The sequence below is a fragment of the Winogradskyella ludwigii genome (assembly GCF_013403985.1).
GTDB classification, from domain to species: domain Bacteria; phylum Bacteroidota; class Bacteroidia; order Flavobacteriales; family Flavobacteriaceae; genus Winogradskyella; species Winogradskyella ludwigii.
The window spans coordinates 523,880-541,252 of sequence record NZ_JABFDF010000001.1; the positions used below are offsets into that span (position 1 = coordinate 523,880).

The 17,373-nt window shown below is 32.8% G+C and carries 12 protein-coding genes; 3 read left to right on the top strand and 9 right to left on the bottom strand.

The features are described 5' to 3' along the window. Nucleotides 1-3: 3 nt before the first annotated feature. Both HM981_RS02265 and HM981_RS02270 read right to left on the bottom strand, forming a co-directional pair. Nucleotides 4-579: an acyltransferase gene (locus HM981_RS02265; RefSeq protein WP_179336964.1), complete on the bottom strand. Its 576-nt coding sequence runs from the start codon at nucleotides 577-579 to the stop codon at nucleotides 4-6. After that, a complete protein-coding gene (locus tag HM981_RS02270) occupies nucleotides 572-1,858 on the bottom strand; it encodes an MATE family efflux transporter (protein WP_179336965.1) in 1,287 nt (428 codons plus the stop codon). Before HM981_RS02270 ends, HM981_RS02265 begins: the two co-directional genes overlap by 8 nt. Before the next feature lie 576 nt (nucleotides 1,859-2,434). Here HM981_RS02270 and HM981_RS02275 point away from each other — a divergent pair. Further along, entirely contained in the window at nucleotides 2,435-3,112 is a 678-nt protein-coding gene (locus HM981_RS02275; RefSeq protein ID WP_179336966.1) for a DUF1919 domain-containing protein, read from the top strand. A 221-nt stretch (nucleotides 3,113-3,333) separates the two neighbouring features. On the opposite strand, the gene cysQ is transcribed toward HM981_RS02275, so the two are convergent. The 7 genes from cysQ to gmd all read right to left on the bottom strand — a co-directional run bounded on the left by cysQ (nucleotide 3,334) and on the right by gmd (nucleotide 9,555). Continuing rightward, the gene (cysQ, locus tag HM981_RS02280; RefSeq protein WP_179336967.1) at nucleotides 3,334-4,122 is read right to left on the bottom strand and encodes a 3'(2'),5'-bisphosphate nucleotidase CysQ; all 789 of its coding nucleotides are present in this window, start codon (nucleotides 4,120-4,122) and stop codon (nucleotides 3,334-3,336) included. Nucleotides 4,123-4,203: 81 nt separating this feature from the next. Continuing rightward, nucleotides 4,204-5,460, bottom strand: coding sequence for a sulfate adenylyltransferase subunit 1 (locus HM981_RS02285; RefSeq protein WP_179336968.1), 1,257 nt, complete (start codon nucleotides 5,458-5,460; stop codon nucleotides 4,204-4,206). Between the two features lie 84 nt (nucleotides 5,461-5,544). After that, nucleotides 5,545-6,450, bottom strand: coding sequence for a sulfate adenylyltransferase subunit CysD (gene cysD / locus HM981_RS02290; protein ID WP_179336969.1), 906 nt, complete (start codon nucleotides 6,448-6,450; stop codon nucleotides 5,545-5,547). Continuing rightward, complete coding sequence (gene cysC / locus HM981_RS02295) at nucleotides 6,447-7,046, bottom strand: adenylyl-sulfate kinase (RefSeq protein ID WP_179336970.1); 600 nt, start codon at nucleotides 7,044-7,046, stop codon at nucleotides 6,447-6,449. The genes cysD and cysC overlap by 4 nt, the downstream gene beginning before the upstream one ends. Further along, nucleotides 7,043-7,483 (bottom strand): DUF2061 domain-containing protein, encoded by a 441-nt coding sequence (locus HM981_RS02300; RefSeq protein WP_179336971.1) that lies wholly within the window; start codon nucleotides 7,481-7,483, stop codon nucleotides 7,043-7,045. Before HM981_RS02300 ends, cysC begins: the two co-directional genes overlap by 4 nt. A 4-nt stretch (nucleotides 7,484-7,487) precedes the next feature. Continuing rightward, nucleotides 7,488-8,438: a GDP-L-fucose synthase family protein gene (locus HM981_RS02305; RefSeq protein WP_179337660.1), complete on the bottom strand. Its 951-nt coding sequence runs from the start codon at nucleotides 8,436-8,438 to the stop codon at nucleotides 7,488-7,490. A gap of 1 nt (nucleotide 8,439) precedes the next feature. Then, complete coding sequence (gene gmd, locus HM981_RS02310) at nucleotides 8,440-9,555, bottom strand: GDP-mannose 4,6-dehydratase (protein WP_179336972.1); 1,116 nt, start codon at nucleotides 9,553-9,555, stop codon at nucleotides 8,440-8,442. 760 nt (nucleotides 9,556-10,315) lie between these two features. On the opposite strand from gmd, the gene HM981_RS02315 reads away from it, so the two are divergent. Together HM981_RS02315 and HM981_RS02320 are read left to right on the top strand one after the other, a co-directional pair. Next, nucleotides 10,316-14,548 carry a beta strand repeat-containing protein gene (locus HM981_RS02315; protein WP_179336973.1) on the top strand — a complete coding sequence of 1,411 codons (4,233 nt, stop codon included), beginning with the start codon at nucleotides 10,316-10,318 and terminating at the stop codon, nucleotides 14,546-14,548. Between the two features lie 206 nt (nucleotides 14,549-14,754). Then, nucleotides 14,755-17,031 (top strand): T9SS type A sorting domain-containing protein, encoded by a 2,277-nt coding sequence (locus HM981_RS02320; RefSeq protein WP_179336974.1) that lies wholly within the window; start codon nucleotides 14,755-14,757, stop codon nucleotides 17,029-17,031. The last annotated feature ends 342 nt before the right edge of the window (nucleotides 17,032-17,373 follow it).

A 17,373-nucleotide genomic window follows, 5' to 3' on the forward strand; every position in this document is an offset into this window, starting at 1 on the left:
TGACTACATTCTTTTTTTTATAAATTTAGCTGGTACACCTCCCCAAACCTCATATTCAGGTACATCTTTATTTACAACAGCACCTGCAGCAATAACAGCTCCTTTACCTATGGTTACTCCACTCAATATATTACAAGAAGTCCCTATCCACACGTCTTCTTTAATAATAATTTGGGTATTTAAAACGGCTTGATCTTTTATTTTTTTATCTCTTTTATAAGCATGACCAGTATCTACAAAAGTAGTATTACTAGCAATTAAACAATCATTCTCAATAATTATTTTTGAACTGCAATTAAATTCACATGAATCACCAATAAAAATATGATCTCCAAGTTTAATATAATTGCTTTCTTTAAAAGGGTGAACTATTCTAAAACTAATATTATCTTGTATATCACAGTTATCACCAATAATTAACCTATTGGGCCAATTAGCATATATCTTACCAATCGTGTTATCGCGCCCTATTTGTAATCCTCGTAATTTTAAAATATATAGTTTTAACCAAAGACGTTTTTGTTTAATTTTAAAATATATTTTACCGAATTGGCTAGGCCCATAATATGATTTACTCATCTGTTCGTTGGTATGATTTTAATTTGATAATTTTAAAAAAAATGTAAGCCCCATTGGTTAAAAATGCTATTAATCCAATAGTTATGTTTAAGTATAATAATCCGGATAAAGTACTTATGTCTAACATAAAAACACCTAATACAGTGACTCCCACATTAACAGATATTGTAACCATTGGTTTTAGTACCCAGCCTCTACTAGCATATAGAGAAAAACATACACCTGCTAGTAAATTTAAAACTCCAGAAATTATAATTAAGACTAATTCAAATTCTAGGTCTTTATAACTTTCGCCTAACACCCATAATATTTGACTTCTAAACATATAAACAATAAGTAAGAAGCCTAACATTGCTGTAATAGTGACACCTAAAATTTGAATTAACCGTTTTAACAAAAGTATTTTAATAGACTCCAATCTTGCAAATCTCGGTATTATTAACATATTAATAATAACAGTAAATAAAGACAAAAGCATATTTATCCTACCCAAAGCACCTAAATACGCAATAGACGTTGTGTTAGAAAAAATAGAAGCTAACCAAATTATCAATTGTCCACTAAAGGCGTAATAAATTGCACCTGGTAAAATTCTTTTTACCATATTTACAATTCTTCCCCTAATTACAAGATCGGGTTTTTGCCCTATCTCCACATTAGATCCTGCGATTTCATACAACTTTATATTCCCATATATTCTTGGAATACCGTTCGCTAAGATCACCACATACGCTAACGGAAAGATAAACAATGTCGCAAAAAGCAAAACTAAACGTCCGAGGCTTACTTTTACTTGATTTTTCTGTAAAGCACCTATATTTTGATGAAGTTTTGGAACAATTTGCAGTAATGTATCAGACAGACTGGCATAAAAAGCAGGAATTAATGATAATGCTATAAATATTGATGTAATCCAACTAGCGTTATTCTTTATCAAAAAATACAGTAATATTGGAACCATTAGTATCAAACTAAAGATGGCAAATTTTCGTCTCAAATCTAAACCTGTAGCCAATACTTTTCCTAACTTCACTTTATCTTGCCAGACCTTGCCCCCTTCAGACATAACTCCCTGAGAAATACCACCATCTGCCAAAACCGTCATAGCACCCAACATTGTGTTAGCCAATACATACCAAGCGTACTCCTCGACAGGTAACAACCTAATTACGAGTATACCACCAACAAAACCTAATACTTGTACCAATATCTGAGCTGAACCTGTTATTGTTAGAAGTTTTAGCCAATGTTTAACAGAGCTATTTAATAAAAATTTCATTGTAGCACATGAAGGGCTTTAAATTAGAGGAAATGTTATGATATTTTTTAATCTAAATAAATATTTTTTTTGAAAAAATCCCATATAGTACGCATATAAAGGATTTACATCTAACATGTACTTATTATATCATTTTTAAGGAAAATTGTAAGCCCTTAAAGTAACTTTTAAATAGCGAAAAACAATATTACTATTTATCAAACAAAAATACATAAATCACCACGACACGCAAATTAATCTAATGAAAAGTGTGATAATGCAGATATTCCAACTATCTCAACTTATTATACCCCTAAGAATAAGCCGTTAATTAATTATATAAACATTAACTCACCAAATCTATCTTCTTTATTATTTTTAATAATAGTTACGTACGCTCATTCAAAAAAATTATTTATTGATTATATCAGAATTTAATCACAATACCATTTTCATCTACCATTTATATTTTATTTATCAAGATTAATCTTTTACTTAAAAGGCTTCATTCAATTAAAATTGATAATTTTATCGTTTTCAGAATAAACGTTTGGTTTTAACACAGAAAATAATAGTAAATTAGCTATAAGTATATAAATGAAAAGTAAGCTAAAAAATTCCTTAGTAGGACTCACGGAAAAAATAGATAGAAGGATATACAAAAATAAAAATTTTGTAATTATCTCAAATAACTGCTGGGGAGCTGAGGTTTATAATCGACTTGGTGTAAAATATAACACCCCTTTTGTTGGATTATTTATCTACGGACCTGATTATATCGAACTTTTGGAGAATTTTGATAATTATATTAATTACGAATTGTCTTTTATACCTCAGTCTAAATGGAATAAATCAACAATTTTATACCCTATAGGACTACTTAATGATATCGAAGTGCATTTTATGCATTATAAAGATGAAAACGAAGCATTGTCTAAGTGGAACAGAAGGTTAGAGAGGATGAAAAAAGTAACGAATAAAAACAACTATTTTTTTAAGATTTGCGACAGAGACTTAACAGATATAAATATTATTCGTAGATTTCATAAGTTACCTTTTAAAAATAAAATATCCTTTGGAATTAAAAATTTCGATACAAAAAATCATTTTCAGCTAATAGAAAACGAGAATAACCAATCTGTTCCTGATGGTGTTAGTTTATACAGACATTCGTATAAATATATCGACATACTAAAGTGGGTAAATTCTGGAATAATAGAACAAAACTTTTATAGTAAAATAAAGTCTATAGTTAATATAGTTTATAGAAAATAGATGTAAATATCAAATTTAGATGTCGTTATTCTAAAATAACTAAATTTTTAAATTTGGCTTTCTTAGTTTCTACAAAAAACGACCGGCAGAAAAATAGCAAAGTCTATAGAGTTAAAAAGCATTATTCTAGTTTATTCTTTAATCTTATTTCTGTATCAGCTAACCATTATTAATTTTACTCAAAACAATTAGCTAATTTTATAAAGTGATAATACTTTAAATTACTTAACCAAAAACCAATGATTCAACAATTCTTCTCTGTTATATAACATCCTTTTTTTTGTATCCCAATCAATAACTTCAAAACCTGCATGCTCACAAATAGCTTGACCTGCTGCAGTATCCCACTCCATCGTTGGCGCAAATCTAGGGTAACAATCTGCAGTACCTTCCGCAACCATACATAATTTTAATGAGCTTCCTTTAGAAATCAAGTTTACATCGCCATGTTTTTTACGCATGTCGCTAACATAATCTTCAGTTTCCTTAGACATATGCGACCTACTTGCTACTACTGTAAACGTTTTATCTTCTCGTTGCATTGGCAGTTTTACACTTTGCGCAATAAAATCATCGATATTATAATCGTTAAGATTCACTGTAATTTTAAATGCTCCTAGCGTTGTACTTGAAAAATAAAGTTCTCCAGAAACAGGTACAAATACAACACCTAAACTTGTCTTTTGATCTTCTATTAAAGCGATATTTACCGTAAACTCACCATTACGTTTTATAAACTCTTTAGTACCATCTATGGGATCTACAATCCATAGCTGCTTCCAATCTTTTCGTTCTGAATAAGGTATAGACTTTCCTTCTTCAGACAATACAGGAATACCTGTTTGGTCTAAATAGCTTACAATAACATTATGAGATGCCACATCAGCCTTAGTTAAGGGAGAATTATCTCCTTTAAATTCTACAGCAAAATCATCAGTGTTGTATATTTCTAAAATAGACTTACCGGCCTCTAATGCTGCTTCTATAGCAATCTTTAAATGTTTGTTCATTTTCTCGTAACGTTAATATACAGTTGGTTTCGTTTAAAAATATCTCTAAATTTTCATCGCGGGACATTGACAACTTTTAGCTTAAATAATCATTCCTGCACCAATAGTTTCATTGGTTTGTTCGTCAATAATTATAATGCTTCCTGTTTGACGGTTCTTTTTATAAGCATCAAAAAATATTGGTTTAGCAGTTCTTATTGACAAACGTGCAATATCATTCATTTCAACCTTATCGATATCTTCAATACGATGTAAGGTATTAATATCTATTTTATACTTTAATTCCTTTACCATACCTACGGTTTCATTCGTAGTATGCTTTATCACCACTTTGGTACGTGCTTGAATTGGCTTTGTACTCATCCAAGACACTAAAACTTCGATATCTTGACCAACTTCAGGAACATTATTTTCACGAACAATCATATCTCCGCGACTGTTATCTATTTCATCTTCTAAGGTCATGGTAACAGACATAGGAGCAAATGCTTCTGAGATCTGTTCTCCATTAAGCTCAATTGTTTTAATTGTAGTTACAAATCCTGAAGGCAATGATTTAACCTTATCTCCAGGTTTAAAAATACCTCCATCAATACGACCTGCAAAACCTCTGTAATCTTGGTGTTCTATAGTGTGAGGACGAATCACAGACTGAATAGGAAAACGACAATCTACTAAGTTATGATCACTAGAAATATGAACGGTTTCTAAATGATACATTAACGTACTACCATCATACCAATCCATGTTTTCCGAACGGTTAACCACATTATCTCCGTTTAAAGCAGAAATAGGGATAAACTGAATATCCTTTATATCTAATTTTGAAGAAAAAGCCTTAAAGTCAGCCACTATTTGAGTGTACACTTCTTCGCTATAATCTACTAAATCCATTTTATTAACACATACAATAGCATGTGGTATACGTAATAATGATGCTATAAATGCATGACGATGTGTTTGCTCTAACATCCCTTTACGTGCATCAACTAGAATAATAGCTAAATTAGCTGTAGATGCACCAGTAACCATGTTACGCGTATACTGAATATGACCTGGTGTATCTGCAATGATAAATTTACGCTTTGGAGTTGCAAAATAACGATAAGCCACATCAATAGTAATTCCCTGCTCACGTTCCGATTTTAATCCATCAGTAAGCAACGATAAATCTACATAATCAAAACCTTTACTTTTACTAGACGCTTCAACCGCATCTAATTGATCTTGAAAAATTGATTTGCTATCGTAGAGTAAGCGCCCAATTAATGTGCTTTTTCCATCATCTACACTTCCTGCAGTTGTAAAACGTAATAATTCTATATCTTGATAATCCATTTGTAATAGTTGTTAGTTATTAGTTTATCATTTATAGTCAGCTGTTAACCAGCCGACACATAAAGTTTTAACCTAATTTATATTTTAAAAGTAACCTTGTTTTTTACGATCTTCCATTGCTGTTTCGGCACGTTTATCATCAGCACGACCACCACGTTCTGTTGTACGTGTTGTTGCAATTTCTTCTATGATTTTATCTAAATCATCTGCAGTAGATTCTACAGCGCCAGTAATTGGCATATCTCCACAAGTACGGTAACGAATAGTCATATTCACAACCTCTTCACCTTCTTTTAATTTTATAAATTCTGAATTTGCCAAAATCACACCATCTCTAACCACACAATCGCGTTGGTGAGAAAAATAAAGCATAGGTAAATCAATATTCTCAAGTTTAATATATTCCCAAACGTCCATTTCTGTCCAGTTTGAAATTGGAAACACTCTAAAGTGCTCTCCATAATTTTTACGACCATTGAATAAATTCCATAATTCAGGTCTTTGATTTTTTGGATCCCATTGTCCAAACTCATCACGATGAGAGAAAAAACGTTCTTTTGCACGTGCTTTTTCTTCATCTCGTCTAGCACCACCCATGGCAGCATCAACTTTATATTCTTCAAGTGTATCTAAAAGTGACACAATTTGAAGTGAATTACGAGACGCATCTGCACCTGTTTCTTCCTTAGCACGACCTTTATCAATGGCTTCTTGAACAGAACCAACAACAAGGGTTACACCTAATTTTTCAACTAATTCATCTCTAAACGCAATCGTTTCTGGAAAATTATGACCCGTATCAATATGAATTAAAGGAAACGGAATTTTTGCCGGAAAAAAAGCCTTCTTTGCTAAATGTGTTAATAGTATTGAATCTTTACCTCCTGAAAACAATAATACAGGATTTTCAAATTGTGCTGCAATCTCTCTAATAACAAAGATCGCTTCAGATTCTAATTCTCTTAAGTGGTTAATAATATAGTTGCTCATTCTTCAATTTTTAATTTTTCAACAATAATGTCTAATATGCTTTTAACCGATGCTTCAATCGGTTGATGATCTGTAATAATTTCAATATCAGGATGAATTGGAGCCTCATAAGGTGCCGAAACCCCTGTCATATTTTTTATTTCTCCTGCGCGTGCTTTTTTGTAAAGTCCTTTAACATCTCTTCGCTCGCACTCTTCTAATGATGTATTTACGTAAATTTCTATGAAATTTTCAGCACCTACTATCGTTTTAATATTTTCTCTATCCTTAATATAAGGGGAAACAAAAGCAGCTAAAGTTACTACACCTGCATTTACCATTAAGTTACCAACTTCTGCTATTCTTCTAATATTTTCTGTACGATCTTCTGGTGCAAAGCTAAGGTCTTTATTTATACCTTGCCTTATATTATCACCATCTAAACTAAAAGTCGAAATTCCTTTTTTATAAAGTTCCATTTCCACTAAATTAGCCAATGTAGATTTTCCAGAACCAGACAAACCAGTAAACCATAAAAGAAAAGAGCGATGACCATGCTGCTTCTCGCGGTCTGCTTTACTGATTTTATAATCGTGCCTAACCGTATTTAAGCTCATAATTCTTTAGAGTTTTTCAATGCGTTTAATCGTTTTCTTCTATTTCTTTGGTCCAATCCAAAATCAATACGATACCAAAGTTTCTCGTGTCCAAAATACAATAACATTTTCGTAAGAACCTCAGCTCCACCAATTTTTAATCCTGTTAAAGGATTTCCTGTAACGATCCACCCTAAAATAAAAGTATCAACCGTTCCAACAGCCCTCCATGAAAACGTTTTTAATATGTGACGCTTATTAGATGATTTTATTTTTGATTTAAACCAAACGCGTTCATGCAAATAATAAAGAACCATCTTGGTTACCAGCTCCATAAGTGCTATTTGAGAGCCGAACTTAATATTACCAGATATTAACCATGACAATAGAAACGTATCTAATGTGCCTATAATACGCCATGTAATTGTTTTAGCAAGATGTCGTTTACTAAATTTCAAACTATTAAAGTTTTACCGTTTTATAATCCTCTTGATGCGACTGAAACCAATCATACGCATTTTGTATACCCATATCTAAAGTATATTTAGGCTCCCAACCTAAAGCTCTTAACCTAGAGCTATCCATTAGTTTTCTCGGTGTTCCGTCTGGTTTTGAACTATCCCATTCAATTGCTCCATTATGACCAACCGTATTTTGAATCGTTTCAGCCAACGTTTTTATAGTGACATCTGTACCTGTACCAACATTATACAAATATTCTGGAAGTACATTCTCTATTGCAAATACTACGGCTTGTGCTAAATCATCTACATGTAAAAATTCACGCATTGGTGTCCCACTTCCCCATAATGTTACTGAGGCATTCTCGTTATTTTTAGCTTCATGAAACTTTCTTAGCATTGCAGGCAACACATGTGAACTTTGCAAATCGAAATTATCATTTGGACCATACAAATTGGTAGGCATTAAGCTCACAAAATCTTTACCATATTGCTTTCTTACAGCTTGGCAAGCTTTAACACCTGCTATTTTTGCTATAGCATACCACTCATTTGTTGGTTCTAAACTATCCGTTAATAAATAGTCTTCTTTTAACGGTTGTGGTGCAAACTTTGGATAAATACAAGAACTTCCTAAAAAAACAAACTTCTGAACATCTGCCTTATGAGCAGCATCAATAAGGTTATTTTGAATCTGTAGGTTTTCCATTAAAAATGGATAAGGATTCTCATTATTTGCTAAAATACCACCTACTTTAGCAGCAGCGTCAATAACAATATTGGGTTTTTCATTGTTGAAAAAATCTGTTACTAATTGCTGGTTTCTTAAATCCAGTTCTTTACTTGTTTTACCTATAAGATTCGTAAACCCTAAAGCTTCAAGTGCTCTCCAAATAGCAGAACCCACCATACCACGATGACCTGCTATGTATATTTTTGAATCTTTTGTGATATTACTCAAAATAATTCATGGTTTTATAGCCTCCATCCTCAAGGTATTGCTGTTCATTCATGAGCTTAATATCACTTTGCATCATATCTTTTACAAGATCGTCTAGGTTATATTGACATTCCCAACCTAATTTTTTATTCGCTTTTGAAGCATCTCCAATTAACAACTCAACTTCTGTTGGTCTAAAATAGCGCGCATCAACTCCTAAAACTTCTTTTCCTATTTCTATTTGGTACTTAGGATCGTTACATTTTACGATATACGCTTTTTCCTCTTCTCCTTCTCCTTTAAATTCAAGCTCTATGCCTACTTCTGCAAAACTCATTCTAACAAAATCACGAATTCTAGTCGTTTTACCTGTTGCAATAACCCAATCTTCTGCTTCATCAGCTTGAAGAATCATCCACATCATACGTACGTAATCTTTGGCGTGTCCCCAATCTCTTTGTGCATCTAAGTTTCCTAAGTAAAATTTATCTTGTAACCCAAGTGCTATTCGAGATACGGCTCTTGTAATTTTACGCGTTACAAAAGTTTCTCCTCTAATTGGAGATTCGTGATTAAACAGAATCCCATTACAAGCATACATATTATAAGCTTCTCTATAATTTACGGTAATCCAATAGGCGTACATTTTAGCTACAGCATAAGGAGAACGTGGATAAAATGGTGTTGTTTCAGATTGTGGAACTTCTTGTACTTTTCCGTATAATTCTGATGTGGAAGCTTGGTAAATTCTTGTTTTATTCTCTAAACCTAATAAACGCACAGCATCTAAGATACGTAACGTTCCTAAACCGTCTGCATTACCAGTGTATTCAGGAATTTCAAAAGACACAGCCACATGACTCATTGCTGCCAGATTATAAATTTCGTCTGGTTGAATTTCTTTTATTAAACGAATAAGATTTGTACTATCCGTCATATCTCCGTAATGCAAGAAGAAATTTTTATGATCAACGTGAGGATCTTGATACAAATGATCGATTCTATCGGTATTAAATAATGATGAACGACGTTTTAAACCGTGAACTTCATATCCTTTTTTCAATAAAAACTCACTTAAATAGGCTCCATCCTGGCCTGTAACTCCTGTAATAAATGCAACTTTATTCATAAAAATTATAAAATAAATAGATAAAAATTAAATATTATTTCAACTTGCAAATCTAATAAAATATCAGACTTGTACTTCTTTTTGTACTTTAAAATCTCAATTGAAATCTCGAAAGTCGTTTCTGTTACAAAAGATTACAAATAAATAGCATCAAAAAAAACTATTCAAACTAATACATTAGTACCTTATAATTATTCATTACATATCATGTTTAATTTAAGTACCAATTTATTAATCACTCATCAAACCAAAGTATTTTCCTTTTGCTTTATTCACAACAAAATAGTGACTAAAGCAATAAACCGATGTCCAAATATAGCGTTAAGTATTTATTAATATTTAATTCTGTTTTATTCTAGCTTTTCGTACATAATTTAAAGCATTGTATTAACCATTTATAAAACTTAAATATTTAACCTTTATTTTTAAGTAATACTCAAAAATAACACCTTCAAATCATCAATTTGATAAAAACCAGAAAACCAATAAAACGTAAATTATTGATAAACAACAACTTAATATAAAGTAAAATAGAATCTTAATATGAGGTTAATCATTTATTAACCTGTGACTTAAAAGTCAAAAAAAATCTTTTATTATATTTGTCAGCCCCTATAATAAAGGGGTTTACGGGGGATTTCCCAACTTTAACCATTAATAGCGTTTTATATTGTTGTACAGCTTTATTTTGTAAGTATTTTCTTTAAATCTACTTATTCTATAATCTGCATTTCAATCTAAAACTAAAACAATTTAACACATGAAGCACATTTACTTATTTTTAATTACTCTATTTATTGGGAGTTTAGGGTTTGGACAAACATTATCACCTGGTGATTTAGCTATCATTGGTCTTAGTGTTGATGACGAGGAAGTTCTTATCGTTGCTCTAGAGGATATCCCTTCAGGCGAGTCCGTTTTCTTTACAGATGAGGAATGGGGAGGTTCTTCATTTAATTCAGGGGAAGGTTTTTACGAATGGATTACACCAGCAATAACTGCTGGTACTGTATTTACAATAGATACAAGTGGTACAAGTACAGGAGGGACAGTTAGCCAAAGAGCTGGTAGTTTAATTTTTAGTAATAGTGGTGATGGCTTTTTTCTGTATCAAACATCTACTAACACATACAGTAGTGGAACCTATAGTATACTAGGTTTTGCAGGAGAAGATAGTGGTGATGCTGGCACTTTAACTGGTACTGGATTAACAATAGGAACAAACGCTATATATTATGGCGGAGATAATGGTATTTATACTGGAACAAGAGCTGGACAAGATAAGACTACTTATTTATCTTTAATATATGATTCAGCTAATTGGGCTACCTCAGGTTCATCTCAAACTTTTGTTACAACAGATTTCACCTTCGCTGCAACCTGTAGTGCTCCAACAACTCAAGCATCATTATATAACACAACTGCTCTAGGAACAACTTCTGCAACATTAAACTGGACCGGTGGAAATGGTGACGAAGTATTAGTTCTAGTAAAAGAAGGCTCAGCTGTTGATACAGATCCTGATAGTGGAACTGCTTACATAGGCAGCACGACTTTTACTTCTGGAGACCAAATAGGGACTGGGAATTATGTGGTGCAGTCAGGCTCAGCAACAAGCTCAGTAAGTATTACTGGCTTAAGTGAGGCAACCACCTATTATGTTGCTGTTTATGAATACAACACTACGGATATTTGTTATGAGTTAACTGAATTAACAGGCAGCTTTACAACAGAATGTTCGACACCTTCTGAAGTCAATACATTTACAGCTACAGCAGGTAACGAAGAAGTAGATTTAACATGGTCTAATGGTAGTTGTTTCGATGAAATTTTAGTAATAGCTAAAGAAACGTCTGCAGTAACGGTTACACCAACAGGTGATGGTTCTGCTTACACCGCTAATGCTACTTTTGGTTCTAGCGCAGATTTAGGTACTGGTGAGTATGCTGTTTATAAAGGTATTGGTACATCAGTAACTGTAACTGGTTTAACTAATGGTACAACCTATCATTTTGAGGTATTTGCTCGTAATGCTACAACTTGGAGCGCAGGAGTCACAGCTAATACAGTACCTAATTTAACATATTGTGATCCAAATCCATCTAGTGTTGATGGAAGCGGAATTATAAATGTAACTATGGGAACTATTGATAATGATTCCAACACAGAAACTGATAATTATGGCGATTACTCTGCGCAATCTACTGATCTAATTCAAGGTGAAATGGTTACTTGTGCTATTACATATGACACAGGTTACACTTACGTTACTAAAATTTGGGTTGATTATAATGATGATGGTGATTTTGATGATACTGATGAAGAAGTTTATTCTGGTACATCGACTAATGCTGAACCAACGACTTTAAATGCCAGCTTTACGATTCCTGTATCTGCTCCATTAGGACAGCATCGTTTAAGAATTGGTGGCGCTGACTCAGCAACACCAACACCATGTTATACTGGCAGTTATGCTAGTTATGAAGATTACACTATTAATGTAATAGCTGCAAGTACAGACACATCAGTACAATTTACATCTACATCTACAACAGTTTTAGAAGATGCTGGTACCTACGACTTAGAATTCTCTATTACAAATGAAGATGCTGCAAGTGATACGACCTTTGACGTGGTATTAGTTACTGGAGATACTGCAGATATAGATGGTTATACAACTCAAACGGTAACCTTTGCTGGAGGTACAAACACAAATCAAACCGTAACTATAACAGTAACGGATGATGCTATTATTGAAGGAGATGAAACCTTAACTTTTGAAATTCAAAACGTAACAGGAGGAAGTTCTGCTACAACTGGTAGCATTGATTCTTTTGATTTAACTATTTCAGCTAGTGACGCTATTATACCTGTTGCAGGAGACCTTGTTATTTCTGAAATCATGTATAATTCTTCAGGAAGTGATGATGAGTGGATTGAAATTTACAATGCCTCAGGAAATGATATTACACTAGATTCTGATTGGGAATTAAATTATGGTTCTAATAGCTTCGATTTTAGTGGAACTCTGATTGCTTCAGGAAGCTATTTAACAATCGCATTAGGTAGTAATGGAGATAACCAATTTAATAATGAAAATCCTTTTACACCAGATGTGAGTACAATTGCAACACCTGCTGCAACAGCAGGTACTGATGACTCTAATAATTTAATTAATAGCTCGGCAACTATCTCTATTGTTTTTGATCCAAGTGGTGATGACATAACAATAGACACAGTAACTTATGATGATGGCTCTCCTTGGCCTACAAACCCAGATGGTGATGGCCCTTCTTTAGAATTACCTATTTTATCTAGTGATAACTCATTAGGTTCTAATTGGGAAGCCTCAGATATTGATGGAGGTACACCTGGAACAGGATATTCCTTTACATATATCTATAATGGCACATGGTCTCCAAGTGATCCTACAGGAGCAGCAACAGCTTTAGATAATATAATTATTGCTTCTGGAGATGTTACAATGACTACTGATATTACAGCAAACACAGTTACTGTAAATCCTGGTGCTAGCTTAACTATAAATACAGGAATTACCTTAACGGCGACTACTGTAACTCTTGAGTCGGCTTCAGATAGTTTTTCAAGTTTAATTTCAGATGGCACAATTTCTGGTACAGTAAGCTACGAGCGTTTTGTAAACACGCTTAGTACAGGTACCGGAGGAAACGATTTAATTTCACTTCCATTAATGCCTACAGGTTTAACATTTGATACCTTTATTACAAATGGAGATAATGCTACTGAAATAGCAGACAATGGTACATATTACGCTTTTGCTCCTTATAATAATATTACGGCTTCAGCTTATGAGAATTTCCTTATGGGAGCAAGTGATGTGTTACTTAAGGCTAAAGGTTATAGAGTTGCTACAGATAATGGAGACCTTTTAACTTTTACAGGAACTCCTGAGAATGGCACTGTAACTTTCCCAATAGCTAATCCTGCTTTAGGAAGCGAATGGAATCTTATTGGTAATCCATACACTAGTTATGTAGATGCAGATCTATTTTTAAGTGTTGCAAATAGCGCCTTATTAGATGCTTCTGCAGTGGCTATTTATGCTTACAACAGCGGAATTTACACAGGATCAGCACCAACAAATAGTAATTTTACGGTTATTAATAAAGCTACTATCGGATCATTAACTGGAGAGAACTTTAATATAGCACCTGGTCAAGGCTTTTTTGTAGCCTCAAATGCTGCAGGAGGAACTATTGAGTTTACAGCAGCTATGCGTACTCTAAATGGAGATGATGATTATATTAATGGTAGAACGTCTAATGACAGTGAATTCTTTAAATTAAACTTAATTGGTTCTGAAACATATTCTACAAGTATATTCTTTAATACAAACGCAAGTTTAGGTTTAGATCCTGGTTATGATGCTGCAGTATATGGTGAAGATTCAGAAAACTATCCTATATTTTCTCATTTAGTTGAAGAAAACATAGGAAGAGCAATGGCTTTACAAGCTATCGACCCTACAGATTTAACGTCTGTTTCTATTCCATTAGGTGTTAACGCTAACCAAGGAGAAGCGATTACTTTTAGTATAGACGCCTCTAACTTATCTAGTTCAACACTAGTATATTTAGAAGATACTGTTGCTAATACATATACGTTACTAAATTCTGGAGATTATACATTAACGCCTAGCACTAACTTAAGTGGTACAGGTCGTTTTTACTTACAAGTTTCAAATGTTACGTTATCTACAATAGATAATAACTTTGATCAATTAAATATTTATAGCAACCAAAACGAAAAGACGATTGTTATTGCTGGTCAGTTAGTAGATGCAACAAAGGCTACGATTTACGATATTCAAGGTCGTGTTGTAAATACTTCAGTATTACAAAATAATAGTTCTTCACAATCTATTGATGTGAGACATTTAAATGCAGGTGTTTATATTATTCAATTAGCTAATGGATCTCAGAACAAGACTCAGAAAGTTATAATTAGATAATACTAAAAACTCACTTAACTAGTAAAAAGCGCATTCTAATATTATAGAATGCGCTTTTTTTTGTGCTTATTTTTACAAATTCAGAATTATAAACACTAAAACACAACAATTTATTAACACGCAAACGTTTTCGTGAATCACATTATTAATTAGTCGATTATATTTACCACTACTAAATTGAAATCTAACAACATAATGACTTTCTCATGAATAACAACCCTCTAAATTCACGTCTTATTTTTACACTATTAGTAACATTCATATCCAGTTTTACTTATAGTCAATCTAATCATACTGTAACTTTTTCTGGTAATAGTTATGATTTCAATACTGCCGAAAAAATATACGGCGGAGATAATGTAGATTACTATGTTACTTTTGATGATACTTATATGTACTTCGCAGCCTTTAGGGTGAACAGTGACATCTTTAATAATTATGACCATTACACCGTGTATTTAGACACGGATCCTAAACCTAGTTTAACCTCTGGAAACGGAAGTACATCAGGACTAAATTGGGATAGTAACACACCTACTATGCCTTTTAATGCAGATCATAGATTTGTGATTAGAAATAACGGTTTAGGTGAATCTTTTCATCATAAATACACAGGCGCTTCTTGGGACGATCAAACAAGTGGATTAACATCTAGCTTTAATCAATACACCACAAGTACAGCTCTAGAAATAAGAATACCTATTGCAAACATAGATAGTGCTAAAGGTGTTTATTTCTCAATGTATATGTCTTATAATGGTGGTTTTTTTGGAGCTAACGACGTTAACTATCCAGTTTCGATTTCGGGAAGTACGTTTTCTGGATATTTTGGAGGTATTGGTTTAACCAATGCTAACTGTAATCCGGTCGATAATAAAAACCAACCTATAATGGATGAACTTGTAAATGCTAATCCTGTAGCCAATACAACATATGCTTATATTACTATTAATGACGGTGATTATAGTGTAACAGGAGATATTGCCATGGCTCCAGGAGGAAGAGGTTCTATTTCTGCAGGTAAATCTCTTACTGTAAATGGTGATTTTGAAAACAATGGCTATTTTGAACTTCAATCGATTTCAAATTCTTATTCTAGTCTATTAACTACCACTGCTTCAGGAAATATTAGTTATAAGCGTTATGTAAACACAATTGGTAGCGCTTCTAGTGGTGGAAACGATTTAATTTCACTTCCATTGATGCCAACAGGCTTAACATTTGATTCCTTTATTACAAATGGAACCAATGCAACTGATATAGCAGATAATGGTACTGATTACGCTTTTGCACCTTATAACAATATTACGGCTTCAGCTTACGAAAACTTTTCAATGGGAGCAACGGATGTCCTACTTAAAGCGAAAGGCTATAGAGCAGCGACAGATAATGGAGACCTTTTAACCTTCACAGGAACTCCTGATAATGGCACTGTAACTTTTCCAATAGTTAGTCCTGCCCTAGGAAATGAATGGAACCTTATTGGTAATCCTTATCCAAGTTATGTAGATGCAGATCTATTTTTAAATGTTACCAATACCGCCTTATTAGATGCTTCTGCAGTGGCTATTTATGCTTACAATAGCGGACTCTATACAGGAGCAGCACCAACAACTAGTAATTTTACGGTTATTAATAAAGCTACTATTGCTGCATTAGCTGGCGAAAACTTTAATATAGCACCAGGTCAAGGCTTTTTTGTAGCCTCGAATGGAACTGTAGGAAATGTAGAATTCACGCCTGCTATGCGTACATTTAGTGGAGATGATGACTATATTACTGGTAGAACGTCTAATGAGAGTGAATTCTTTAAATTAAACCTAATTGGTTCTGAAACCTATTCTACTAGTATTTTCTTTAATACTAATGCTAGTTTAGGTTTAGATCCAGGTTATGATGCTGTTGTATATGGTGAAGATTCAGAAAACTACCCTATCTATTCTCATTTAGTTGAAGAAAACACAGGGAGATCTATGGCTTTACAAGCTATTGATAATACAGATCTAACTTCTGTTTCTATTCCATTAGGTGTTAACTCCAACCAAGGAGAAGCGATAACGTTTAGCATAGACGCCTCTCACTTATCTAACTCAACACAAGTATATTTAGAAGATACTGTTGCTAATACGTATACGTTGCTAAACTCTGGAGATTACATATTAACACCAAGTACCAACTTAAGTGGCACAGGCCGTTTTTACTTACAAATTTTAAATGCTACGTTATCTACAATAGACAACAGCTTAGATAAGTTAAATATTTATAGTAATCAAAATGAAAAGACGCTTGTTATTGCTGGTCAATTAGTAGAAACTACGACCGCGACCATTTACGATATACAAGGACGCATGGTAAACAACTCTATTTTACAAAACACCAATAGTTCTCAATCGATTAACGTGCAACACTTAAACGAAGGTGTTTATATCATTAAATTGACAAATAGTAAACAAAATAAGACACAGAAAATTATTATAAAATAAGTTTCTTAACACTTAAAAAGCGCATTTATTAAATGCGCTTTTTAAGTGTTATGTATAAAAAAAACAAATTAGATTAAGGCTATAAAACACTAATTAGAAAATAATTATAACTTAAATTCTTAACCTATTTATCTAAAATATGTATATATTGCCGATTAATCGAAATTAGACGTGAAGTATTAGTTTATAAAGCATCATTAATAGTTGTTATAAATATTAATTAAAACCTTTCACGGCATAATTACGTAAGTATTAATATAATTATGTTTTTCTTGAATTAAAACACCTATGTTTTTTGTTTTATTCATAGAAAAGTAGCATTATTTCGAACAAAATTGTATT